Raw genomic sequence first — 24,840 nt, forward strand, 5'->3', positions numbered from 1 at the left:
GGTTCCGTCAGGATGTCGATATCGACACCACCACTCACTTGGAGAGTCATTTCGCTTCACGCGTGAGACGTGGACTGGCTGTACCTCATGCATACACTGCGTATCGCCCTACTCTATGTATATGAGTCTTCAATCAAACGGTACGTTATTGCGACGTAGATAGTCAACAACGCGAAGTATCAATTGCACCACTCGAGGATCATGGCTGCATACACCTTGGTAGCGTTCATCAACTGCTCTGTCGGAATATGTTCATCTGGCCCATGAGCGCCCATAGAAATGTCCCCCGGTCCCATACTAATTGTATCAACACCGCATTCATGCTGGATATACGAATTGTCGGCTACTGCTTTAAATCCAGAATACACCGGTTGTTCATCTAGTGTCGCCTCAATCGCAGTTCCAAGTGCCTTACATCCGGGATGATCTACTGGCACTTCATATGGCGGCCAGTCGAAAACACTCTTCCAGCTCATCCGTGGGGGATGCTCTTTCAACCAGTCGTTTGTTGCTGCAAGCGTCTCCACAACTTCCTGCATTTCGTCCCATAGCTCTCTATCGTCTACAAACGGCGGATAAAACACATGCCCCTCAATTTTGGCATGCCCAGGAATTGCGGCGATGTAATCTCCTGCCTCCATGATCGTACAATTGATACCAATTGGACCAACACCCTGCGTATCTGGAGTCTGGTACCCACCACTGCCGTAAATCTGATCTCGATATCGGAGGTTCCACTGGTGTTCTAGATCACGCAGCTCATACAGAATATCGGCCATGATCATCGCTGCATCGACACCCACGTCTTGCCCAACAGGAATCCCGTAGCGTTGTGGATAGCGTGTAAGATTCTTCTGAGATGTGTGAACTTCTTTGCCCTGTATCTCAATAGTGAAATCAAATGTTGCGGCACTCTTCGTATGAATCTCTAAGTTAGTTGGTTCTGTATTGATACAGATTGGAATCTCAATTCCTTCCTCGAGAAACGCATCCGTTGCTGCAATGGAGCCGTATTCTTGTTGGTTCAACTCTTCACCAACAACGATACTCATTAGTAAATCACCGCTCAGTTCAGTATCTGCTTCCATCACCGCTTTTGCTGCCCATATCATCGCGGTGTTCGGTCCCTTCATGTCGTTAGCACCGCGACCATAGAGATAACCGTCCTCTATAATAGGGTCCCAGGGATCTTTTGCCCAATTTTCCGCAGCTTCTTCCGAAACGTCGACAATATCTGAGTGGCCGTTAAATAACAGTGTACGCCCTTCTCCATCGCTCTTTCCACTCAATCTACCATTGATGTTTGGCCGGTCCTGCTCTTCCGAGACATCAACGATATCGATACTGTCCCATTCCATCTGATCGGTAAAGAATGGTTCAACGAATTCTCGCTGGACTTCTTGTTCCTGTTCGGTTGGCGAGCGATACGTGATATACTGTCTAAGGAAGTCAATTATTGCGTCTTCTTGGTCATCGATCCAAGCGTTGATTTCTGGGTCCATGTTGAAAGCCAACATACACCACTATTTCTTCTCACAAATATCTTCCCTATCAAGAGATTCCAATGGCTGGTACTACTGCTAAAATAGCGCTCTAATCGGAGAACTGTTAGATCAGGTGCTCGGCTTAGAGATAATCAACCATCGAAGTCCATCGACTCTTGATTTTCCGTCTTCCAGTGCTCAACGTTCTTGATTGCGTGTTCCGGCGGGACGTCGATCGATGGATTCTCTTCGAAGAACCCTGCCGGCTCTAACTTGAATGAGAGCATTTTCACAGGGAGAACTGGCCAATCTTCTGGGACTCCAACGTGTGTCTGGCACATATTGTACCAGACGACGATGTCCTCGTTCGCAATGGATCGATTTTCAGCAGTCCACGAAGGGAGGCCCTCCCCGCCAGGATTTTGATTTGGATATTCGCCTGCAGGGTAGATCTCATCGTCAGCGTGCTGTGTAACCCAGAGATGATTCATCGCAAACCCAGCTCGTTTCGCCATTGATGAACCCGGTTGCATTGCAAACGCCGTGTTCGTCCCTGATTTACCTCGTAATCGATATCCAACTGGACTGGCCGTTGCCTCGTTCAGCACATCCTCGTTGATGATTTCCCAGTAACGCCCGCTGTGTGTGTTCGTCATCCGTTGGGCATCCTTTTCACGTTCGAAACGCGTTCGCTCTACGTACGCGGCGTTGCCGTGTGGGTTCAGCCGCATTCGATCACTCTCTGCATGGGGTGTTGGGTCATATCCGTCCGGCCCATAATCCACAGATTTGAGGTTCACTTCACGGACTGTGTTTCTCCGGCCGTCAAGTTCGAAATCCAACCGGCAGTTGAACACGTGTTGGTGTAGCATTGACTTGTGACTAGGACCCACCATTTCCGCATACCCGGTTTCCTGTTGGTCTGTCTCGAGTAACCCAGTTGCGTTACACCCAGTGAGTCGTACCTGTCCCTCGATGCTCCCATCCTGATAGAAATACCAGTAAAACGCGAAATCGTAGTTCCCAATCGTTGAGATGAATGAAATTACTAACCGCCGGTTCCGACGGACTTCGTCGTCGTCAACACGCCAATCATGGTGTCGCCAGAGAGTCCCATAATCTTCCTCATGCAGACAGATCGCATTGGGAATCACTTGCGGCTCACCATCACCATCATTAAGGAGAGCATCCCAGTAGTGCATATAGCCGAGGCAGTCACACCCCTCCGTCAGCGAGTTTGCGAGACGACCAATCCCGTACTCGCCAACATCAAACGGTGCCTTCCAATCATGGTCCGGATCCGAATCGTTATATGCTGTAACGACCTCGGGCCATGACGCCCGTCGGAGGATCGATCGTTCCTCTCCGTCATCATCATATGCGACATTATAGAGAACGAGTCCTTCACGGTGATTGAATCCGACGCGGATGTGCCACTTTTGCCATTCGACGGTATTCCCATCGACCTCCCAACTTGGTCCCTCAGGTTGGACGACGTTGTAGGGCTTGAGATCGTCTCGGAGGTCTCGTTTGTCTTCTCGGTAGTAGTGAGTCTTCAAGTTGTTCACGACGTCCGTATTCTTCGGTCCGGTATCGACGATCTTGATTACTTCGCGATCGTCGAGATCAACCCACGCGTGAATGCCTGATAGCGGTCGGTTATATGCTTCTGCCCCTTCATCGTCATCGGTAGCATTTACCCATGCGATACCATGTGCGAGTCGCCGGCTTCGATCAATATCCTCGGGTACAAAATCGTAGCCGGCGGACCAAGCAGTAACAATCGCAAGATCTGGATCGGCACCTCGTTTCTGCACTGCCTCACGGAATTCCGCGTTGGACGTGACAGTCTCCTCGACTTCAACGAATTCTTCACCGATCATCCGGGGCTGTCCGCGTTCGATTTCGGTCCACTCGATAAGATCTCCGTCATCTAGCGAAGCGGTCCCCTCGTACGAACGTTGCGCGTCTTTATCGCGGACGATTACTCGTGCCTGCCGTACAGGGGAGGTGCCTGTTTGTTCGAATTCTCGTAATGCGTTCTTTGGTGGTTCCGCGAGAGTGATTTCAATGAACCGTGTCTCATCAGTCACCTCCGTACCCTGATCGACAATCTCTCGAGCCTGTTCGATTTCTGTTGGAGTCAGTGGGTCCAGGGGATGCTGATTCGGATAGGTGTCATCAGATGCCATTCTACAGTCGTGTTAACAGGAACCAATATAAGTTTACTGTACAGAGTAGAGTCGATCGAGGCGTGGGGGTAAGAGCGGATAATATCGTCATCAAGGTATATCGGTTTACGGTAGGCGTATGCGAGGGTAGTAAGGACGAGGATTCTTGGAGGCAGTGAATCTTGTGCAACAAATTGTTTCTCGGATAGGATGTTGCACAAGGTAGACTCTCTTGGAGAAGTAACCATTGTCTGTTTGTTCAACAGATACGCTCCCCCCAACGGCGGACATTGAGTATCGTTTGATACTGCTGGTAGGACGCCGTCCCGACAATTTGGAGATCGAATCTACCCGGATTCCGGTCATGGGGTACAGTGAGGAATCGTAGCAACAATCAAATCGCGAGATCGTCACTACAATGTTGTTCTCCAAGTGCTAATGGAGTTTCTTGAAATAGAACTCTCATCTGATCGCCGAGTTACCGACCACTGTAAATATGGCGTCAAAAACATTACTCCATTATTGTCTGGGATGATCTTGAGCGGTACTAACATATCTTCTAGGAATAATCGCTGTTCGACTAAATAGCCTTTATACTACTCTTGTCTTGTTTCTTATTAGATAAGTTTATACAGAGTGGACCTGAAACAGGTATTATCCGCTACAGTGGTATGATATGACTTACACAGACTACGCTGAGACCGGCACGAAATGCGCCCTCTGTGGGAAGAAGATGTTCGTTACCGACCACGAAATTGACGGTGTTACTGTGTGCTCGGAGTGGTGCGTCGAGGAGTACCGCCGTCGAGAAGGTGATTCCGAATGAACAATACAAAAACACCAGCTCGCTATCGCGTCGGAATCGATACTGGTGGGACATTCACCGACTTCGTCTCGATCGACGAAGAAAGCGGCACACTCACCATAACCAAGACGTCTTCAACACCGCAGAATCCAATCGACGGGGTTGTCAACAGTATTGACGAGTCAACGATCACAAATGAAACAGATGCGGTCTCGCAACTAATCCACGGAACAACGGTCACTACGAATGCGCTTATAGAACGGACAGGGGCTGAGATCGGCTACATCACGACTGACGGTTTCACCGACGTACCGTTCATCCAGCGGATCAACCGGAAGGATCACTACGATCTCCGGTGGGATAAGCCAGAACCGCTGGTCGAGCGGAAGAACTGTCATGGGATCACTGAGCGGGTGAACTACAAAGGTGAGGTTCTCGAACCGCTTGACGAGGCGGGGCTCCGAGAGACCGTCCGAGAACTCTCGGAACAGGGGATCGACACGTATGCGGTGATATTCCTGTTCTCATATGTAAATCCGGAGCACGAGCAGCGAACACAGGAGATTATTTTTGACGAGAATCCGGATGCGACGGTCTCGCTCTCCCACCAAGTCTATTCGAAGTGGCGAGAATACGAGCGCGCGAGTACGACACTCGCCGATTCGTATCTCAAGCCGGACATGCAATCGTACATCGATGAGTTTGAGCACCGAATGGACGACCGCGACATCACTAATACGGCGATAATGAAATCCAATGGGGGTGTGATGTTCCCGGATGCCGCGAGACAAAACCCCGTTCACACGATCACATCCGGGCCTGCCGGCGGAGTCGTCAGCGCACGTTACTTCGGATCGAGCTTTGGTTTTGATGACATGGTCAGCATCGACATGGGAGGGACTAGCTGCGATCTCTCGATACTGACCGATGGAGAACAGAACTATACCACTAACTTTGAGCTCGAGTTCGGCCTGCCGATCAACGTTCCCATGATCGATATTGCGACTATTGGGGCAGGGGGCGGGTCGATCGCCTGGATCGACGAGGGTGGGTTACTCAACGTCGGGCCGCGAAGCGCAGGCGCACAGCCCGGCCCAGCGTGTTACGGCCGCGGTGGGACTAACCCGGCCGTCACTGACGCACATCTGGTACTGGGCCGGCTCAACCCGGACTTCTTCCTCGGTGGTAAGCTTGATCTAGACGAGGAGGCTGCGTACAAGACGCTCGAGGAACTCGGCGACAAGATTGAAATGTCCGCTGAGGAAGCCGCCGCGAGCGTGCTGCAGATCACGAACAACAATATGTACAACGCGCTCTCGGCTGAGCTCGTCGAACGCGGACACGATCCACAGCAGTTCGCAATGGTGAGCTTCGGGGGTGCAGGGCCACTTCACGCCGCAGAACTCGCCCGGAAGTCCGGTATCTCAAATATCGTTGTCCCAGTTCATCCAGGTGTAGCGAGCGCGACGGGACTCGTGATGGCTGATGGTCGTGTCGACTACGAGCAGACCATGGCAATGCGGTCGGATCAGTACGACCTCGAACAGATCGAGAATTTATTCGAATCACTCACACGGCGTGCGATCACGGATCTTGAACAGGAAGGATTTGACGGCGAGACCGACGTGACGATGGCCATGGGGATGCGCTACCTCGGTCAGAACTACGAAATTGAGGTCCCAGTCGGATTCGATGAGGTGACCGAGCAGAATCTTACGGAACTCTTCGACTGGTTTCATCAACGGCACGAACACCTCTACGGGTTCCAGAACACAGACGAGGTTATCGAGATCATCTCGTTCAAGGCCACAGCACAGCAACCCCGTCAATCACCACCCCTCGAAGAGCTTCCTGAGAGGGACTCGACGGCCAAGGAGACACGAGAAGTTTATTTCGAGGAGACCGGAAACGTGGTGACCGACATCTACGACCGCGACGAGCTCGGGCAGAATGCAGTTGCTGACGGCCCCGCGATCATTGAAGACACGGACGCAACGACGGTCGTTCCACCGAGTGCAACGTTTGAGACGGACACCTATGGAAACATTCTCATCGAACTGGAGGACGACCGATGACAGACACAACTACCGAAAACGAGACGAACGAGATCACGACTGACCAGGTCACCCTCAACACGGTCTCGAAGAACCTAGTCTCCATCTGCCGTGAGATGGGGATCAATTTGAAGAACACGGCCTACTCACCGATCTTCAACGAGGGGCTAGACTTCTCGTGTGCTGTCTTCGACGCTGATGCAGAAATGATTGGTCAGGCAGAGTTCTGTCCCGCACAAATCGGGGCGATGCCATTCATCGTCGAATGGTGCGTTGAGGAACTGGGAGAGGATGCATTCACCCCAGGTGACGTAGTGTTGCACAACGATCCCTACCGAGGTGGTTGTCACATCCCAGAACACTTCGTAATGAAACCGGCCTTCGTCGACGGGGAGCTTGTCGGATTCGCGGCAAGTATTGGACACATGGCCGAGATAGGTGGGAAGACGCCGGGAGGATTCGCCGCCGACGCGACCGAAGTGTTCCAAGAAGGATATCGATTGCCTCCAGTGAAGATCATCGAGGGTGGTGAAGATGTCGAGAGTATCTGGAAGATCATCCTCAACAACGTCCGGACGCCGCGGGTCACTTATGGCGATTTGCGTGCGTTGATCAGCAGCGTCGACCTCGGCCAAGAGCGGCTTGAAGAGCTAGTCGGTCGGTACGGTGACGAGGAATTCACGGACATTATCGAAGATGTACAGACCTACTCTGAGCGGCGGATGCGGTCGTTCATCGAGTCCATTCCTAACGGTACCTATGAGGGAGTAGACTACATGGATGATGACGGGATCAACGATGGTCCATTCAAGCTCCACGTGAACATGGAGATCCGCGATGACGAGGTCATCGCTGACTGGAACGGCACGGACGACCAAACCGACGGTCCGATCAATGCCACCTTCGGCGTAACAAGTTCAGCCACTTGGAACGCTATTCTTCAGCTGTACGACGGCGAAGGGGATATGCCGGTGAACAAGGGGTCCTACGAGCCGATTCACGTCATCGCACCTCCTGGAACGATTGCGAACGTGGACTACCCAAAACCCGAGGTCGGTGGCAATACGGAAACGCATCCCCGAATGGTTGACACGATATACCGGGCGATGGCGGAGCCGCTTCCGAACAAGGTGGCCGCAGCTGATGGATCGACATGTATGAACTTCCTGTTTGGCGGCGAACACCCCGACACAGGCGAGCCCTACGTCAATTATCATCTCGAGGGAATGGGATGGGGCGGTCGCCCCTACGGCGACGGGAATGACTCGGTTATCGTTGTCAATGGTAACTGTCGGAACACACCAGTAGAGGTGTTTGAGACACGGTATCCATGGCTGACGAAGAAGTACGAGCTCAGACAGGATTCCGGCGGACCTGGCGAATACCGTGGTGGCCTTGGAATCGAGCGTATCGTCGAGGCTCGCGCTCCTCAAATTACGGTCTCGGCCCTGTTCGATAGGATGAAGAACGCCCCATGGGGACTCAAGGGCGGCGAGAAAGGCGGGAAGAGTTCGATCACCGTCGAGCGCTCCGATGACGACGAGTTCCGGACCTTTGACGAGGCGTTTGGCACGGATTCACCGAGCAAGTTTGCCGATGTGAAAGTCACGGAAGGAGACCGTGTGTGTATTCGGAGTCCGGGTGGAGGTGGCTATGGCGATCCAGAGGACCGCTCTCGGGCCATGGTCCAAGAGGACGTTGAAGAAGGCTTTGTCTCCCCACCTGCTGCGCGCGAACAGTATGGGGTTAACATGGCATCAGATGCGGACACGGCGGACATTACCACAGACGGAGGTGGGACGGCTGACGGATCGCGCTCTGAGTAGGCGTTGAACCGCTACAAGTATGTTTGTGGATTTGAGTGATGTATTTATAAATGATATTAACACTCTCTCTATTCACTCATCAACTAATCATATGCAAATCTGAGTAGAGAAGCAAACAGTATTATCTACACGTTGCTATGTAATTGATCTAGATTATTCCACCAGTTCGAATATGAGACGGTTGGAATACTACTTGGCCCCTTGTTGTAGAGATACTCTAAAACCTCTCGGAAATCACTAGAACTCATTTCGCCGCCCGGTTGCCAGCCATACTCATCCAATCCATGGAAATTGAGCACTGCTGTTTGATTGTGTTTCACGGCTAAATCGATGAGCTCCTTGGTACGTGAAATATTATCAGAATATACACTGTGCCCACTAATGTGGAGCGGATTTGTCAGAGTAGCACGATTCAAGGTATCATCAACGATCCGCCCCATCCCATAATATCCAGCGGTGATATCGAGAACTGTCTCGTCATGACTTCCATATGGATATGTTATAGCTGGCACGTTTCCGATAAATTCATTCTCGACCAACCATTGCTTTGAATCTCTTACTTCCTCACGAACCTCTTCCTCCGAGAGATCTGCAGTCTGGGAGTGAGTTTTCATCTCAGATCCGAACTCCCATCCCTGTCTCTGCAGTTCCCTCATTTGATCAACCGTCATGGGGTCTTGATCTGTCTCGGCTACGCCCGACATCATATCTAATTGGGCATCGTTCTCATGGTAATATGTCGGAAGGCTAGCGAAGCCACTAAATCCGAATTCTTGCATAATGGGATATGCTTTTTCGTAGTGGCTGATAGTGCTATCATCAAATGTCAGTACACACTGAGCACCATCTGGTTTTGGATGATAACGGAGATTGTCTACCCACCCCTCTATACCTTCATTTTCTGCGATGAACTGAACCTGAATTGTTTGTATATCGGTAATATCCACGTCTGATGTCTCGCTGGAAACACCCATATTCGACTGTAACCATCCGTCATTCGCCCGCAGCGGGCTTCGGTATACTACGTACTCTCCGTGACTATCACACAGACGGACCTCAATATCGGCGTTTGATTCCTTTAGTTTGGCAGCGATCGATACATCGTAGTTACTGAAGTTAGTTGAGGAAATTGATGTCTCAATCCGCACTTCTTTGCCGGATGTGGAGAGTTTCGCTGCTTGATCTCCAACATGTGATGTTGACGTATCCGCAGTCATTGATCCTGCCACTACATCCCACTCGGAGAGGTTCTCAAAGCTGTCCTTCATCCAACCAGCGTATTGCCACCGTGTGCGTGAATCAGACGGTCTCTTCAGGATTTGTGTGTCTCTATTACGCTTCGATTTTAGGTCGGAGAATAGACCAACGTTGGATTGTGTCCCAAACAGGAGGGTACCCGAACTCACACCAATTCCGCCAAGGAACGATCGTCGAGTAGTACCGTTGGAGTCTCTTTCTTCGGACTGATCAGTGTTGCTCATGTCAATTTCACCTCTCCACCGGTGAGTACTGAATTCTCAACCTCAGAGTATGCACGTGGCCCCAAGAACGAGATTGAACGCCGATATGGATACCTCGGAATGGTCTGCTGATCTCCGGTTATTTCGGTATTTACCGACTCAATGACTGTCGTAGCAATACCAGCGAGTGTTCCGATTGTTTCTGAGAACGTATTCCCTTCGACATATCTGCTGCTCGGATGTCGCTGATTATTTGTTGGGTTATCGTCGCTTGCTGTATCTCGACCCATGGAGTCACATCTTAATCCATGACAATAAAACTGAGTTTCTATAATATTAATTATTTATCAAATTCGGGATTGTTATAGTACGAATGAAGATTGGCTGTATTCGCTTTCCTCATCTATATAGTAATCATCTAACATATACAGATGATTGCCGAATTACGTCATCTACAGAATTATTCCGCTACCGGGCCGAACTCCTCCGGTGGCTGGCGATGCTGTGTTCCCTGCTCATACGCATATGCAACCTCCAGAAGCGTCGGTTCGTCGAATGGTCGGCAGAGGAACTCCATACCGATAGGCACCCCGCCTTCCGAAAATCCGCCCGGCACAGTGATTGAGGAGAAGCCCGTTCCTGAACTCAAGAACCCATTCCGACCTACTGATCGTCGCCGATCTCGGCAACAAGCTGTTTTTGATGCGGGAAGAAAAACGCATCCAGCTCATCTGCGGCCATAATGTCATACAATCGTTCTATGAACTGATTTCGGCGGTAGAGCCGTTTGAAATACTCCGGTTCATCCGTTGGCGATTCGATTTCTAATGCAGCCTGTAATCCGGATTCGAGCGACTCGTGATATTCGTCGGCCTCAACGAAGTCTTCGAACGTCTCGATTGGGGCTCCTGATCCAAGACTATCGAGATACTCGTTGAACCGCTCTTGTTGCTCGAAGTTCCCCACGTAGAACGAGTCAATCAGTTCATCGACATCGATCTCTGCATCGACCTCAATCGTTTTCGCGCCCAATGCTTTGAGGTCACCAATAGCCTCTTCAGCGACTTCAACGACTGGGTCGGATTCAGGGCCGCTACTGAAAACGGTTCGAAGAATACCGATCCGGGCACCGTCCAAGCCAGTCGGATTGAGATAATCCGTGTAGCTATCGGGAATATGTTCGACCCCTTTCGCGGTTGACGGATCTTCTGGATCATACCCAGCGATAACGTCGAGCATTCTTGCAGCATCAGTAACCGATTGAGTGATCGGTCCAACCATGTCCTGGGTGAGCGCTACCGGAATTGTCCCATACTGATATCATATTGCAAGATATCAATGATTTCAGGTTGTCTGAGATATTGGGAATCGCCTGCTATTGTAAGCATTTGTAAACCTCGACGTTGTTCATACACCTCGGGCCGCCTGTCTAGGCTTGTAAAGAACGATTGGTAGCCACTATCGTCAAATGGAATGTCAGTAAACACAAAACCACATTTTGTTTTTGAAAACTGGTCTCCTTGCCATTGGGTTTCGATCCAAAAGATACCTGCAGCACAACTCACATAGGCTACCGCAGTAGGAGATGGGTTACTAGAGACATCGGAGATGGGTTCTTCTCCGTGAGACGCTTCTAACAGCTCTATTGTATCAGCGATTTTTTCCAAGTCCTCAACGAACCAGCGATGCCCTCGACCTATCACTTGGCGGTCGCCCAGTTTAATTGCGTAGCCTACTCGTGAAGGAAGCAGGCTAATACCGGTGGTTTGTTCCAGCACATCAAATATTTCCGATATTTCCTCAGGAGATGATGCGTGAACTTGCTCCTCTACGTGATAGAGGACAGACTTTCCGAAGTCGTGAGAGAGGCCTGCTTCTCCAAAGACGACCATTGACGGCCCCTCCGATGTTGTAATCAACCAATTTGAAGGAGACTGAAGCGAGGGTACATCTTCTTGTAAATCGATATCGAGCTTGACGTTAACGCGATGTTCGATTTCAGAGGAGAACAAACTGTATTCCTCGCGTTCACGAGCTTGGAAGAATGCCAGAATCTGGTCGCTAGTCATTTCATCCATCCCATCTCCAACGCGAATCCAAGGAACATAATCCCCGTTTTCTTTGAATTGGACGGGTTTCTCTCGAGCTTTACCCACGTCAATACGAAGGAGACGTTTACCCGAATACTCAATAAAATTGATATCTAATAAGTTAGAGATAGGTGGAATTGTGTATTCGAGTGCGGAGTGGGTAATGTGTTGAACAACCTCTGAATCAACTGAGAACCCCTGAATAAGCAGGTTATTGTTCGATACTTTCCTAACGCCAATAACCACCATTCCTCCGTTTTGGTTAGCCATCGCTGAGAGCACCTTTACGAGTTTTTTTCTACCGTTCGAACTCTCAATTATCTCCTTCGATTTACAGTCGAATTCTTCGGATTCGATCCCTGGCTCTGAAGCAAATCGTTCTACTAATCGTTTCGTTTCTTGCTCAAGACGCATTTAATAGACAAGTTAACATCTACTCACAAGAGACTACCTACTACACGGACGTCAGAATCATCATCTTCTATCGACATTGAGAACGGCCGTGAAGCCGGTCATTACTGCTTTGAAGGAGTCAAGATCTCGGGTCTTCGGCGAGTTCGTATAATCCTTCATACAGCTTACGTACGTTTCCGTGCTCAACTAATCGACCGAGCCGATCCCGAACATATTGGAGGCTATATCCAGTTTCATCGGCTGCATACGGTGCAGTGACTCGACCCTCACTTAGCATATCGAGTAGCGCCTCATCCGCCGGCCCTAAATCATCATCGCTGAGCATTCGATCTCAGATAGGATTAATCTACCTGCACCTAAAGAGGCAATGGCTTAGTGTATAATCCTTGTTCTATATCCCATAGACCCTAAGGGTTAAGTAAGCATGATTCGTAGACACAACTGAGCACGGGATGCCTCAGAAATCTCTGAGGCCGGTGGTGATGACACCGACCTCTCGTGCTGGATAACCAGCAATGAGCACTAGCAACTCAACAGCAGAAAACAGTATCGCCTCCGAACAACCAAACCGAATCACCGGTCCCCACCACGAACCCCCGACAGTCGCCAACGCCACTACCTACTGGCGCTGCGAGGCCTGCAATCGCGAATCCATCCGCGAGCAGGATCTCCACCGCGAGACCTTCCACGCCGCCGAGTGTGAGGTGGCCGAGCGATGCTGACCGAAATCCCCACCAACAGTACCCAACTGTTCGCCGGCGCGCGCCTCTCCGACACCAACCCCGAGTGCACCGCCTGCAACCGAGTCCTTAGAGAAGGCGAACAGGTCACGATCTACGTCGCTCGCGAAGAAGACGCCCCCACGTTCGCCATCGAACGCTGCTACTGTCGTGAGTGCACCCCCGAGGAACTTACCAGCCCGACACTCGGCCTGAGCGAACACCTCCTCCAAACCCGGCTCACCCGAACGCTGGACGTTCGCACCCAAAGCGAGTTCCCGACACTCGGCGAAATCATAACACTCGACACAAGCGCCCCGAGCCAAGGTACTGCCGAAGCCCACAACGAAGACCCTCCGACAGCACTCCTCCGGGACACGCACATCCAGAACCCCGCCAGCGCCGTCTATCACATCGACGACGGGGAGGGTCAGCCGCTGTGTAACTGCACTAGCGACGCCCAGTACACGCCCGTTCCACTCGCGGAAGCCGAGGCAAGCACAGCCCGCCAATGCGGGAACTGCCAGATCGCCCGCGAGGGCGAACAGGCAACCCAGCCCTGTCCCCACTGCAACGTTCAGGTTGGGATGAGCGCGTGGCCCCAACACGTCCGGGCCTGTACGGGTGATCCCACTGACGCCGCCGAGGAGACTGATCCCGACGGCGACCCTGTAATCACCCAGACCCAGCGCGCCACCAGTCCGGCCACACGCACGGGCGCTCGCACACAGCTCCACCAAAGCCAGGAGTAACCCGCGCCAGCAATGGGCGGGCTCTCACACAGCGCCAGCGCTGCACGCCCATCGAGAGCCCTGCCTGTCCCAGTCCTTGTCTTGAGTGTAGGTACGGCCACGCAGCCACGCGTTCGGATCGTTCGCCAGCCACGAGACGGGTCCGATCGTCTCACTTGCGACACACCGCATTTCTAATGACTGAACCCACAACGAGTACCGAGAGCACCGCCACCGACCAGCCTGCGACGACCGAGGAACCAACGCTCGAGTCCATCTCCGAACAACTCGAAGCGCTCACCAATCGGGTCGAAGAACTCGAGGCCGAACTTAATCGCAAAGACGACCGGATTGAGGAGCTGGAAGCGGAGCTCACCGAGTACAAGCGTTTTGCCGGCTCGGAATTTGCTGACGTTCGCGGCCGGATCACCGACGTCGAAGACCAGATCCAAGAGTTAGAAACAACGCTCCAGGAGACGCCCACGGAGACCACCACCGTTGCCGCCGAGGAGACTGGCTCCCAGACCACGACTACGGAGACACCGTTAGAACGCATCTGTACGCTTCCCGAGCACGTCGCCAATCGCGAGCTCACGACCAATCAAAAACGTGCTCGCTTCATCGCACAGGACGTACAGGATTACGCCGAGAAGGCACCTGCTGGGCTCGTGCTCGATAGTCAGACGATCGCGAAGGTCATCACTGCCGCCGAAGGGTCGAAGCCTCACACCCAAACTGTGGCCCGTGTCATGAACTTCCTCGAGAAGCTGGGGAAAGACGACGTTGAGCAAACCAAGCGTCGCGGGAAGAAGCTCGTCGTCATCGATGAGGAGGCGGCCGACCGCTATCACGATCGTTGTGACCGGGATATTGAGCAACCCCCCGCAGAAGACGTGATGTCCTAACAACGGGACAACAACAGGGAGCATAGTTTGAACCAACCACCCCGGGTACGCCCTCCCGTCCTAGTTACAACTCCGAGCAGCCTCCTCCCGTTATAGTAGTAGTAAAGGGAGGAAAAACGGTTTCGTCGATTCTATCTTCGGAAGTATATCACACCACGGTGTGATCAGAACCGACCTTGTGCAACGATCTCTCTCAGAGGAGTCGTTTTGTTGCACAAGGTCAGAACTGCACTAGCAGCGCCGAGAGATACACAATCGAAAATCAGGTCATCACTATCGACCGCAGCGGGTAATTCGGAGCCCGGCACAACAATGGTCCGTCGACGGGCCAACCATCAACTAGTCTTGACATTGGGAACGTTGAACGTGAATGACGGATTTACGTCTGCCGATATTTCGGCCTGAACGGGAGTTCACGTCAAGTCCGGCGTTCACGCCAGGGTAGTTGAATCCTCACTAGTGTTCCTCTGTATTTTTCAACATGGTAGCTCTCAAACGAAGGTATCGAGATAGCTAAGATCGTGCACGGCAAGGGATTGTGTGGACGCCCCTACCCCTCCAGAATCGATGTATCTCGTGAAAATTCCACAATACAGTGGTGAGCAGCAGACGCTTTATCGGACACGAGATGCTGCCGAAACTGCACAAGCCTGGTTCGAAGAGCATGGCTACGGACCAATCCCAATTCATGAAGTCAGTGTGAATGCGGCATTCGATCCTCCAATAGACAAGTAACCTATCCACCCACTAGCAAACCACGGCGTCTCGTTGTATTCGTCCTAGCCGCTGGTTCGTACTCTTCGATACGTAGATTCCACCGCCTCGCTGTCGACCGGATTATCGCACGTGTAATAGTCCTTATGAACGAAGAGAAAACAGTTGTACGGCGTCGTTCGTTTGCTGTACGTGATCTCGAGTACCCAGAAGCAATCCTCTAGTTATACTATCATATGTGGTGTAATAACAGTTCTTATCGGACACTACAGACCCTCTGTGTAAAGATTAGTTAATGATTCAATCAGAAGACACTTATTTATCGCTGGCAGAATGGAGCCCGATGGACAATCGAGAGCACCCCACTATCCCAAACAAGATCCAACCATGATGTGGCAAGATCTTATTTTCATGATCGGCAGTAGTCTCTCGATCGTATTTCTTGCTCCAACACTTCGTGATTCGGACGCTCAAGTTCCACTCGCAACAAGTGCTCCGTCGATGCTTATTGGCGGAGTCTACGCGTTCACGTTTGCAACACTTGGTATGACGTTTTCCGCTGCCAGGGCGCTCGCAGCCTGTGTTATGTGGACGCTTATCAGCTTCTTTCGTGCGCCGCGATCCCCCTATAACCAGTCCCGGACAATTGGGAGTAGCAGCGAACGAGTAGCGTTGTTTCTCATTGATGCCAAATACTGGTGCAAACGGAAACGTCACCAAGACACCGTTCCACCGGAATCGTATGTCTCAGATGACATATCATTCACCCTTCACACTGGTTAAAAGTCCTATTGTTTTTGAGCAGCAGTGGGCCAACAACTCGTGAACACCATGGCCGGCATCGCTTGACGCCGAAGATACGGCCTCTGCCTTGAAGCTCGACGATGTCGATAGTCTCTGAAATGTTGGCTAATGAATCAGCGGCCTGCTTCCCGACTATTTCCGTCCAAAAAGGGTGATCTAGATACCACCCACTAACGTCAATTAATTAACTTTATCTCCAATCACAGATATACAATCCCATGGTCAACCACGATACTGATCCACACACACCTACCGAGGAAGCGATCCGGCAATTCGAAACAATTCGTCAGAGTGGAGAGGTCGATATGTTCGATAGGCAGGCCGTCCTCTCCGTTGCTGAACAAGAGGACATGGATGCACTCGCGGACGCTGCGAGCCGGCAAGACAGTTACGCAGCGATTCTTGACTACTATCGGGCCGGCGGTCGACCAGAAATCTCTGATTAGATGAACGGATACAGTCTAAATAATGAACTGGAAAAAGACGTGATCAAACAGATGGAATACTAGGACAGGAGGCTTGTGGCTATCGCTGAGAAGCGACTTTCTGAGAACTAACTCATACACATACATAATTGCAACTAACTAACAAGACGGATGTAATTATTACGGGTGCTTAATGAGCAGATGATACGAAAAATCTATTTGTAGTTAGCGTAAGATGTTTCACCTCCACATGGCAGATGATAACTCATCTCAACAGGGGAGAGAAGCAGATCAACTCGGCACATGGCCACTCTCACGCCGTGCATTCGGCGGACTTACTGCCGGTACGCTCGGAGCGATCCAGCTGGGGGGGTTGGCCGCTGCTGCCACCAAAAACACGCCAGAGAAGCACGACTCAATCTGTTACGAAGTCGAGGGATTAAAAGAATCCGCGGAGATTCTCGTCGATCAGTGGGGTGTGCCCCACATGTACGCCGAGGATGTCCAAGACGTCGCGTTCGTACAGGGATTCAACGCTGCGCGCGATCGCCTCTGGCAGATTGATCTTTGGCGCCGGCGTTCGTCAGGCGAACTGTCCGAGGTATTTGGTGAGGAATGGATCGAGCACGATCGTGGTGCGCACCTCTTCAGCTATCGCGGTGATATCGATGAGGAGTGGGACGCCTACGGGCCCGATGCAGAAACTATCGCCACCGGGTTTGCCAACGGCGTTAACGCGTTCATCGATCAAACCGAAGAGAATTCTGATCTGCTGCCAGTCGAGTTCAAGGCACTCGATTACGAACCACGACGCTGGGAACCAGAAGACATCGTTCGGATGCGTGTCCATGCGATTACGCTCAACGTCTCAAGTGAGGTCCAACGAGCGATCACGCTCCGGGAGTTCGGCGAGGATGTCGAACGGGTCCGCCAGTGGCTCAACCCCGAAGATTGGGAAATCGAAATCCCGGATGGACTCGATCTCGATCTCATTCCTGAAGATGTTCTCGATGTTTTTGAGGCGGCGACCATGTCCCATACGAGTGTTTCATTCGACGAGGACGACATTCGGAATCCCGAGGTACTTGACGATCTCTCGGTCCTCACGAACAGTGGCGGTTCGACTGGTACGGATCCGTCTGGCAAATCGGATCAGATGAACGAGAAAGAGGAGATCCCATCTGCAAGTAACAACTGGGTGGTCGGACCCGAACTCACTGAAACAGGGCGGCCGATTCTCGCGAACGACCCGCACCGCGCTCACAACGTTCCCTCACTGCGATATATCGCGCATATCAGCTCCCCTGAATTTGACGTCATTGGAGCGGGCGAGCCGGGGCTTCCGGGGATTTCGATCGGTCACAACGGGAATACAGCGTTCGGACTCACGATCTTCTATATCGACCAGCAAGATCTGTATGTCTATGAGACGAACCCAGATGATCCAAACGAGTACCGCTACGAGGACGACTGGGAGTCCATGGACGTGGAAACGGAAACGTTCGAGATCAGAGACGGCGAGGATCAAGAAGTCGAACTGAAGTTCACTCAACATGGGCCGGTGATTTACGAGGATCCCGACGAGAATATCGCATTCGCGGTCCGAACTGTCTGGACAGATCCCGGCACGACGGCCTACTTCGGTGGGATTGGATATATGCGTGCTGAGAATATTGATGAGTTCCAAGACGCAATGGAGGGCGAACTCACACCAGGCATGCAGGGATGGGGCGCGCCGCCGGAGAATCAAGTTGCTGCCGACACGGATGGAAATATCGGATGGTTCCCAGGCGGGAGAACACCCGTTCGGCCCAACTGGGATGGGTTGCTACCAGTCCCTGGGGACGGCCGCTATGAGTGGGATGGCTACCAACATCAGTCCAATCTACCACGAGAGGTCAATCCTGATCGAGGTTGGATTGCGACCGCTAACCACTTCAATCTCCCTGACGACTATCCGGTAGACGATCCGCCAATCGGCTTTGAGTGGGTAGCGCCATATCGGTACCAGCGAATCGCAGAAGTTCTCAGCGAATTTGACGAGGAGAATACGCACTCGCTTGAGGATTCGACTGACCTTCAGACGGATTTCCTCTCAATTCCCATTCGGATCATTACCGAAGCGCTTGCTGAAACCGACCCGAATGAAGATCGGTTGGTCGAAGCTCGCGACTGGCTTACAGCGTGGGATGCTGTTCTTGATGCTGATTCGGGCGAGGCAGCCTTGGCAGAAGTCTGGTTCGAGAAGCACCTCCAAGAAGCAGTGACCATTGAACTCATCGGGAAAGAGGCGTTTGATCACATTGGGACGGGTGATGTCCGCGTCCTTCTTGAGGCAGTTGAGGAGCCCGAGCAACGCTTCGGCAATGATCCAGTTGCCACTCGTGATGAGCTGTTACTTTCGACACTTGCTGATGCACTTGATGAGGTTGAGGAGTTACTTGGCGAGAATCGAGATGAGTGGGCATGGGGTGACTTGAAGAAGGCGTTCTTCGAGCATGCAATGTCGTCTGGTGTCGATGAAGAGGCTGCCGAATCGCTAAACGTTGGACCAGAGCCAATGGGAGGAAGCGGGTACACCGTATGGAACGCCAACTACAACGATGACTTCCAATTGACCTCTGGCGCATCGTGGCGGATGGTTATCGATGTTGGCGGATGGGATAATTCACTGGCAATGAGTGTGCCTGGTCAATCTGGTGATCCTGAAAGCCCGTTCTACGACAACCTACTCGAAATGTTCGTCAACGGTGAGTACTTCCCACTACTCTATACCCGTGAGGCTATTCAAGACGCTTGTACGAAGAAAATCGAACTCGCCCCACAAGCCACGGATGATTAAAAGAGAGTAGCGAAGGGTAGAACATAGATTTTCTTTTCATAATATTAAACTTGAATACAAACACTTTGTCAACTCCGAGTTCGCCAACGATGTGACGACCTCGCGGAAAACCACTGCCACGAAAACGCTCGAAGCTACCCTTGCTCCGCCCACTACGGGCAAAGAGCAACGACTTCAGCGAACCGTGGCGACGTACCGCCGCGCTCTCTCCGAAGCGTTTGAGAGTGGCGCGGATACGCAATCGGCAGTCAACGATGTCGTTACCGGCTACGATCTCACGTCCTACGCGAAGGACGCGCTCAAGAACTACGTCCCGAATCTTCGGCGGACGCACAACGCCCGCGAGATTCAGGATGATCACCCTGTTCGCTTCACGAATCGTGGATGGTCGTTTGACCACTCCAAGGAGCGCGAACACGAGTTCTGCTGGCGCGTTCCACAAGCCGGTCGTGGGAACGCCTTCTGGATTCCGCTTTGTATCAATCCTAAACAACGCGAGTTGTAGGGTGATTTGTTCGCCGGGAACGTGACGGTCGGTGAGTTCCGGCTGCAAGAGCACCGAACGAACTGGGTGCTCCACGTCACTGTCGATTACACCGTCGCGGAGCCAGAGCAGTCGGACGACCCGACACCTGTCGGGTTCGACATCGGCGAATCCAAGCTCCTGACGGGCTGTGCCTGTCAGGACGGGACTCCAACCCAACCGTACCCTCGGAAAGGAAATGCATACGACGCTGAAACGCCTTCAAGAGCGTGACGCCGAACAATGGCGAGTAGACGAGCGTTTCGACCACTATCAAAACACGCTCACGGACATCGTGGAGACGGCGTCCAGAGAAGCCGTCGAATACGCCCGCCGGTTCGACTCGCCGGTTATCGTTCTCGAAGATCTCTCGTATATCCGCGAACATCTCGATTACGGCAAGTGGATGAATCGCCGCTTCCACAATTGGGCGTTCGCACGCCTCACCGACCGAATCGAGGACAAGGCGGTCGACGCCGGTATCCCAGTTCAATTCGTGAACCCGGCGTACACGTCGAAAATGTGTCACGCTTGCGGTCACATCGGTCGGCGCGGATCGCAAGCCGAGTTCCGCTGTACGTATAGTGATTGTTGGGTTTCGGAGTACCAAGCGGACATCAACGCGGCGGCGAACATCGCCGGTCGCGTCAACCCGTGGGGAGAGAGCCTGCCTTGGAAATCGGTAGGCGATGACTCGCCTCAGGATGGGAGCACCCTTGACAGTGCCACAGCCCGCCCCGAGCCGAGTGCGAAACCCGCACAGACGACGCTCAGAGAGTGGGGCTGAAACCTCTCCAGTAGCAGGCTGGATTCCCCATGCTGGGGATTCCACGCCCTTTAGGGCGTGCGAGGATGTCAATCGACAGTACTAGGCTGGTCAGAAAGAACTGGCCAGTTGACTTGATAGGATACCATTCAATAGAAGTCTACCATTGGTCGAGATGAGAATTGAACACTGCCCTCACGCATCCGATTCAGGATCGGGATTTGGCGTCCTGAAGCCGTCTCGGTAGCAGGGCCAACAGGAGAGATCATTGAACGTCGGGAGACACTCACAGTCCGCCGGGCGAGGATCTGCTTGTTGCTCCCACCGCGGTACGCGCTCAAGTGATGTTAGCTCGGACGGCATTTTTTCTGAGCTCATGAACTCACCCCCAAATAGAGTTGGCGGCAGGAGCGACAGAGCGGGGATGGTTCGCCAAACGCCTGCACGAGCTGCACGTCTTCACAGCTAAAGCAGTTCGGGGCACGACAGACCCGCTGGTCATGGTCGTGATCGCGCCTCTGTTCTCTGTACGATGGTGATTTGGCGTTCGTGCTCATCTCTGGATAGTGAAACCGTTCGTGACGCCCAGCGATAGCAACTACCGTCTACCTCTTGTCCCGATGTGCTGGACAAGTTCGTCCGCGCTCGGTAACGTTCACTCTGGATCGCTATTCGTAGACTGGGCTGTTCAGGCGCCCTCTAGGACTATTTGGCGTTAGCAGTGAAGGGTATGGAGCGTGTGACAGGCTCCAATTAACTGAAGGTCTCCTATGGTCAAAAACACGCGCCAACCGCGGTGAAAGTGAACAGTGCGGAGCTCACCAAATGGGTTCTAAGAGGGGCTCCGGGAGTGATGGGGACACTTTCAGAAACATTCTCACTGACCGTTCAACCGTTTCTCTTTAGACGGTCTGGCACTCGTCGAGGAAATGAGACAGTGCAGTTCATTCGTCGGCAATCTCGTTGGGGTGCGTCCCAATTCAGTCACAGCGAGCGTCAAGCACACGCCTGCTGGGCTCGTGCTCGATAGTCAGACGATCGCGAAGGTCATCACCGCCGCTGAAGGCTCGAAGCCCCACACCCAAACTGTGGCCCGCGTTATGGATTTCCTTGAGAAGCTCGGGAAAGACGACGTCGAACAGACGAAGCGTCGCGGGAAGAAGCTCGTTGTCGTCGACGAAGAGGCGGCCGAGCGATATCACGATCGTTGTGATCGGGATAGTGAGCACGCCCCTACGGAGAGCGTGATGTCCTAACAACGGGACAACAACAAGGAGCAAAGTCGAAGACGACCACCCCGGGTAAGCCCTCCTCTCCTAGTCACAACTCCGAACACCCTCTTCCCGTTATAGTAGTAGTAGAGGGAGGAGAAACGATTTCTCTGGTTCTGCCTTCGGAACCATATCACACCACGGTGTGATTGGGTTGGTTATCTCAATCAGACTCTTCATACAGTACCTTGTTCAACACTATCTGAGCTTTTCATTAAGAATGAGATCGCCACCATTTCGAAACAGATCGAAACGTCGGCGTGAATTGTCGGTCCGTTGTGCGTGTCTCATTGGTGGCTGTAAAGCTCAAATTCTTTGCCCATTCCGTATGTTGAACAAGGTTTTGGAGCAGGCGCTACAATCCGAGAATCACTACAGTACTCCTCGAAAGGCCGTCAAGCGAACTTCCCGACAAGCTACTGGCGAACGACAACGGCCGGTTGGTTCGTGACCGTGTCTCTGACGATGAATCGACGGGTAGCCCACTTCTCAGAAGTAAGCAGGCGGATACGCGTAGTTGGCTTTCATCTCTTTATTTACCATCTTCCGTAAACATATACGATAAATATCGCGATGAAAAGCGTCTAAAGTCATTTCGACGGAGTCCCAGAAATCGACGGGATTAATCCGAGAGGTGCCGACTTTGGCAACTGTCTATCATGCCCAACGGTGATACAGCTCTTGTGACCGGTGGCTCGGGTGCGATCGGGCGTGCGGTTGCTCCGACGCTCGCCCGGGTGGGGTTCGATGTCACTGTCGCATACCATCGAGACGAAGCGGGAGCGAAAGCGGCTGCCGAAGCGGTCCGAGAGCACGGTCAGCGAGCGACGATCGTCCAGGCCGATATCCGCGATACCGAAGAGGCGGCTGCACTCGTCGAACAAGCAGCCACCTTAGGGCCGGTCGCCGTCGTGGTCAACGGCGCGGGGGCCGTCAATCCCGGGCCGGTTGAGGAGGCACCCGATAGCATCGGGAACGTGCTCGCAGTTAACGTGGAGGGCGCGATCAACGTCACGACACCGGCGATCAAATTGCTTCGAGAGAACGATGGAAGCGTGGTCAACATCAGCAGTGTCGCGGCGGTCCACGGTACCGTCGATACGACCTACGCGACCGCGAAAGCGGGCCTGCTAGGATTTACGAGATCGCTCGCGCGGGAAGTCGGCCCAGATGGCGTCCGCGTCAACGCCGTCGCACCCGGACCGGTAGACACCCCGATGAACGACACGATCACCGATTCGCTCGAGGACCGTCGGTTTCGTGGCCACCACACCGTTGATACGCTCCTCGATCGGTATGAGGCGACGCCGGAGGAGGTCGCATCCGCAGTGCGGTTTCTCGCGACCCACGAGTTCATCACCGGCGAAATATTGCATGTCGACGGCGGGATGTCGCTCAGTTGAGCACGGGCCGCCACCAATCGAACCCTACGGGCGGCTCGGGACTCGATCAGCTCGGATCGTAGGTTGTCGTCCGATAGAGGAACGAGGTGAGATATGTCTCGTGTGTTTCCCGGAGATCGACGGACGCGGGGTACCGCCCGCCGTACACGTTCGCGATCGCTGGCGAGCGGACCAGCGTTCGTTCGAGGTCGTCGCTCCCGACCACGACCGCAAGGTAGGCGCCATCGGGGGGCACGACGGCGTCGGACTCGCGGTCGGTAACGCCGGCGAATTGGAATGGGAGTTCGGGGACCAGCGTATCCGTTCGAAAGACAGTCGGACGCAACCGGGCGATACCGTCTCGTTCGACGAGGTGCTGCTCGCAGTACGCAGCGGTGACGTCCTGTCCCGGAATACGCCTTATAGCGTTAGTTACCTGTTCAGCCGTATCCGGGGCGAATCCCGGAACGGTGGCCTGCTCGTCGATTAATGATCCGTATGTCGGTCCGCTCAGTTCCGTGACCCGACGGGCGAGCCGCTTGGCCAGCACGTCGCCGTTACACTCGCCCGTCGCGACGATCCGAGTGAGACAGTAGCATGCCCGTCCGGCCGAACGGAGCACGCCACGGGCGAGGGAATCTAGCTCTTGCTCCGTCGGCTCACGGGCGAGGACGGCGATGCTCTGTCCCGGCCCGTACGTCTCGACGCTCGGCTCAGTCCGAAACGACCCTACCGCGTCTTCGGTGCCGAACGCTATCGCGTGGTCGGTCTCGCGACACACGGTCTTACCGATCGACCGATCGCCTGGGAGCACGTGGACCGCCGATTCGGGGACGCCGGCACCCCGGAGAGCGCGGGCCAGTCGAATCGCCGTCAGGGGATCACGGTCAGATGGTCGGAGGACGATCGGTATCTTCATCGCAAGCGCGAGAGCCGGCCAAGCGTACACTGCGGGATCGTTCGATGGCATCATCCCACCGAGGACCCGCACACGAGGTGTGAACGCCAACCCGACGTCGCTTTCCCGGGTGTAGGCCGGGTCGTCGTACACATCGAGGGCGCCAGTGGGCGACTGGGCACGCAGCGACTCGGCGGCGTGTCTGAGACCGAACGCAAGCCAGTGAGCGCTCGTCCGTACCCAGCCCGCTGGCAGCCCCGTCGCCTTGACGACGCTTCGCTGGTATCGGTCGAACGGGACACAAGAGGTAGTGGAACTTGCCGCCGGCGCGCCCTCGTCGACGAACAGCTGTCCGGCGGTCGCGATCCGATCAAGCAGGGTCCCTACCGGTAGCGCCTGCAACGCGTCGAAGCCGTCCTCGCGTGCCGTCAAGACGGCGTCGTGGACGGTGACGTGGGGCGTTCGCGCCACCTCGTAGAGCGGTTCCCCACCGATCGCCTCGAAAAGCATGGTGCGAGCCGTTTCGGTCTCGCCACTGGAGACGACGGGGAGCATC

General features: G+C 53.4%; 16 protein-coding genes and 1 pseudogene. 11 read left to right on the forward strand and 6 right to left on the reverse strand.

All coding sequences use genetic code 11. The features are described 5' to 3' along the window. Positions 1-179 precede the first annotated feature (179 nt). Together HACJB3_RS17565 and HACJB3_RS17570 are read right to left on the reverse strand one after the other, a co-directional pair. Entirely contained in the window at positions 180-1,502 is a 1,323-nt protein-coding gene (locus HACJB3_RS17565) for a M20 family metallopeptidase (protein WP_238532926.1), read from the reverse strand. 134 nt (positions 1,503-1,636) lie between these two features. Continuing rightward, entirely contained in the window at positions 1,637-3,676 is a 2,040-nt protein-coding gene (locus tag HACJB3_RS17570) for a primary-amine oxidase (protein WP_013199664.1), read from the reverse strand. A 655-nt stretch (positions 3,677-4,331) separates the two neighbouring features. On the opposite strand from HACJB3_RS17570, the gene HACJB3_RS19995 reads away from it, so the two are divergent. Genes HACJB3_RS19995 through HACJB3_RS17580 form a run of 3 tightly spaced genes read left to right on the forward strand, consistent with a single transcriptional unit; the run spans position 4,332 to position 8,340 of the window. Then, a complete protein-coding gene (locus HACJB3_RS19995; protein WP_158306598.1) occupies positions 4,332-4,481 on the forward strand; it encodes a hypothetical protein in 150 nt (49 codons plus the stop codon). Beyond that, positions 4,478-6,535, forward strand: a complete 2,058-nt coding sequence (locus tag HACJB3_RS17575; RefSeq protein ID WP_008415350.1) for a hydantoinase/oxoprolinase family protein — start codon at positions 4,478-4,480, stop codon at positions 6,533-6,535. Before HACJB3_RS19995 ends, HACJB3_RS17575 begins: the two co-directional genes overlap by 4 nt. Next, positions 6,532-8,340 (forward strand): hydantoinase B/oxoprolinase family protein, encoded by a 1,809-nt coding sequence (locus HACJB3_RS17580; RefSeq protein ID WP_008415349.1) that lies wholly within the window; start codon positions 6,532-6,534, stop codon positions 8,338-8,340. The genes HACJB3_RS17575 and HACJB3_RS17580 overlap by 4 nt, the downstream gene beginning before the upstream one ends. 125 nt (positions 8,341-8,465) lie before the next feature. Here HACJB3_RS17580 and HACJB3_RS19310 read toward each other — a convergent pair whose 3' ends face one another. From HACJB3_RS19310 to HACJB3_RS19315, 3 genes are all read right to left on the reverse strand, one after another. Continuing rightward, positions 8,466-9,821 carry a polysaccharide deacetylase family protein gene (locus HACJB3_RS19310; protein WP_081461382.1) on the reverse strand — a complete coding sequence of 452 codons (1,356 nt, stop codon included), beginning with the start codon at positions 9,819-9,821 and terminating at the stop codon, positions 8,466-8,468. A gap of 642 nt (positions 9,822-10,463) precedes the next feature. Continuing rightward, complete coding sequence (locus HACJB3_RS17595) at positions 10,464-11,081, reverse strand: amidase family protein (RefSeq protein ID WP_081461383.1); 618 nt, start codon at positions 11,079-11,081, stop codon at positions 10,464-10,466. A gap of 14 nt (positions 11,082-11,095) precedes the next feature. Next, a complete protein-coding gene (locus tag HACJB3_RS19315; protein ID WP_081461384.1) occupies positions 11,096-12,304 on the reverse strand; it encodes an AlbA family DNA-binding domain-containing protein in 1,209 nt (402 codons plus the stop codon). A gap of 515 nt (positions 12,305-12,819) precedes the next feature. Between HACJB3_RS19315 and HACJB3_RS19850 the strand changes: the two genes are divergently transcribed. From HACJB3_RS19850 to HACJB3_RS17635, 8 genes and pseudogenes are all read left to right on the forward strand, one after another. Beyond that, the gene (locus HACJB3_RS19850) at positions 12,820-13,026 is read left to right on the forward strand and encodes a hypothetical protein (RefSeq protein ID WP_148258283.1); all 207 of its coding nucleotides are present in this window, start codon (positions 12,820-12,822) and stop codon (positions 13,024-13,026) included. Further along, positions 13,020-13,775, forward strand: coding sequence for a hypothetical protein (locus tag HACJB3_RS17605; RefSeq protein ID WP_008415343.1), 756 nt, complete (start codon positions 13,020-13,022; stop codon positions 13,773-13,775). The genes HACJB3_RS19850 and HACJB3_RS17605 overlap by 7 nt, the downstream gene beginning before the upstream one ends. Before the next feature lie 176 nt (positions 13,776-13,951). Then, the gene (locus HACJB3_RS19325; protein WP_013199665.1) at positions 13,952-14,659 is read left to right on the forward strand and encodes a hypothetical protein; all 708 of its coding nucleotides are present in this window, start codon (positions 13,952-13,954) and stop codon (positions 14,657-14,659) included. A 1,736-nt stretch (positions 14,660-16,395) separates the two neighbouring features. Continuing rightward, complete coding sequence (locus HACJB3_RS17615; protein ID WP_008415340.1) at positions 16,396-16,623, forward strand: hypothetical protein; 228 nt, start codon at positions 16,396-16,398, stop codon at positions 16,621-16,623. A 229-nt stretch (positions 16,624-16,852) separates the two neighbouring features. Continuing rightward, positions 16,853-19,444, forward strand: a complete 2,592-nt coding sequence (locus tag HACJB3_RS17620) for a penicillin acylase family protein (RefSeq protein WP_238532927.1) — start codon at positions 16,853-16,855, stop codon at positions 19,442-19,444. A gap of 91 nt (positions 19,445-19,535) precedes the next feature. Beyond that, positions 19,536-20,754, forward strand: a pseudogene (locus HACJB3_RS17625) (RNA-guided endonuclease TnpB family protein). A gap of 908 nt (positions 20,755-21,662) precedes the next feature. Beyond that, positions 21,663-21,989, forward strand: coding sequence for a hypothetical protein (locus HACJB3_RS17630; protein WP_008413767.1), 327 nt, complete (start codon positions 21,663-21,665; stop codon positions 21,987-21,989). A gap of 698 nt (positions 21,990-22,687) precedes the next feature. Beyond that, a complete protein-coding gene (locus tag HACJB3_RS17635) occupies positions 22,688-23,407 on the forward strand; it encodes an SDR family NAD(P)-dependent oxidoreductase (protein ID WP_008413766.1) in 720 nt (239 codons plus the stop codon). A gap of 46 nt (positions 23,408-23,453) precedes the next feature. Here the strand turns inward: HACJB3_RS17635 and HACJB3_RS17640 are convergent, their stop codons facing one another. Then, positions 23,454-24,839, reverse strand: coding sequence for an aldehyde dehydrogenase family protein (locus tag HACJB3_RS17640; RefSeq protein ID WP_013199667.1), 1,386 nt, complete (start codon positions 24,837-24,839; stop codon positions 23,454-23,456). Between the last annotated feature and the right edge of the window lies 1 nt (position 24,840).

This window comes from Halalkalicoccus jeotgali B3, assembly GCF_000196895.1.
Taxonomy (GTDB): domain Archaea; phylum Halobacteriota; class Halobacteria; order Halobacteriales; family Halalkalicoccaceae; genus Halalkalicoccus; species Halalkalicoccus jeotgali.

Coding starts and splice junctions, on each gene's coding strand:
- HACJB3_RS19310 (WP_081461382.1), bottom strand. CDS start 9,821: ATGAGCAACACTGATCAGTCCGAAGAAAGAGACTCCAACGGTACTACT.
- HACJB3_RS19995 (WP_158306598.1), top strand. CDS start 4,332: ATGACTTACACAGACTACGCTGAGACCGGCACGAAATGCGCCCTCTGT.
- HACJB3_RS17620 (WP_238532927.1), top strand. CDS start 16,853: ATGGCAGATGATAACTCATCTCAACAGGGGAGAGAAGCAGATCAACTC.
- HACJB3_RS17615 (WP_008415340.1), top strand. CDS start 16,396: ATGGTCAACCACGATACTGATCCACACACACCTACCGAGGAAGCGATC.
- HACJB3_RS17575 (WP_008415350.1), top strand. CDS start 4,478: ATGAACAATACAAAAACACCAGCTCGCTATCGCGTCGGAATCGATACT.
- HACJB3_RS19315 (WP_081461384.1), bottom strand. CDS start 12,304: ATGCGTCTTGAGCAAGAAACGAAACGATTAGTAGAACGATTTGCTTCA.
- HACJB3_RS19325 (WP_013199665.1), top strand. CDS start 13,952: ATGACTGAACCCACAACGAGTACCGAGAGCACCGCCACCGACCAGCCT.
- HACJB3_RS17630 (WP_008413767.1), top strand. CDS start 21,663: ATGAGACAGTGCAGTTCATTCGTCGGCAATCTCGTTGGGGTGCGTCCC.
- HACJB3_RS19850 (WP_148258283.1), top strand. CDS start 12,820: ATGAGCACTAGCAACTCAACAGCAGAAAACAGTATCGCCTCCGAACAA.
- HACJB3_RS17595 (WP_081461383.1), bottom strand. CDS start 11,081: ATGGTTGGACCGATCACTCAATCGGTTACTGATGCTGCAAGAATGCTC.
- HACJB3_RS17640 (WP_013199667.1), bottom strand. CDS start 24,839: ATGCTCCCCGTCGTCTCCAGTGGCGAGACCGAAACGGCTCGCACCATG.
- HACJB3_RS17580 (WP_008415349.1), top strand. CDS start 6,532: ATGACAGACACAACTACCGAAAACGAGACGAACGAGATCACGACTGAC.
- HACJB3_RS17565 (WP_238532926.1), bottom strand. CDS start 1,502: ATGGACCCAGAAATCAACGCTTGGATCGATGACCAAGAAGACGCAATA.
- HACJB3_RS17605 (WP_008415343.1), top strand. CDS start 13,020: ATGCTGACCGAAATCCCCACCAACAGTACCCAACTGTTCGCCGGCGCG.
- HACJB3_RS17570 (WP_013199664.1), bottom strand. CDS start 3,676: ATGGCATCTGATGACACCTATCCGAATCAGCATCCCCTGGACCCACTG.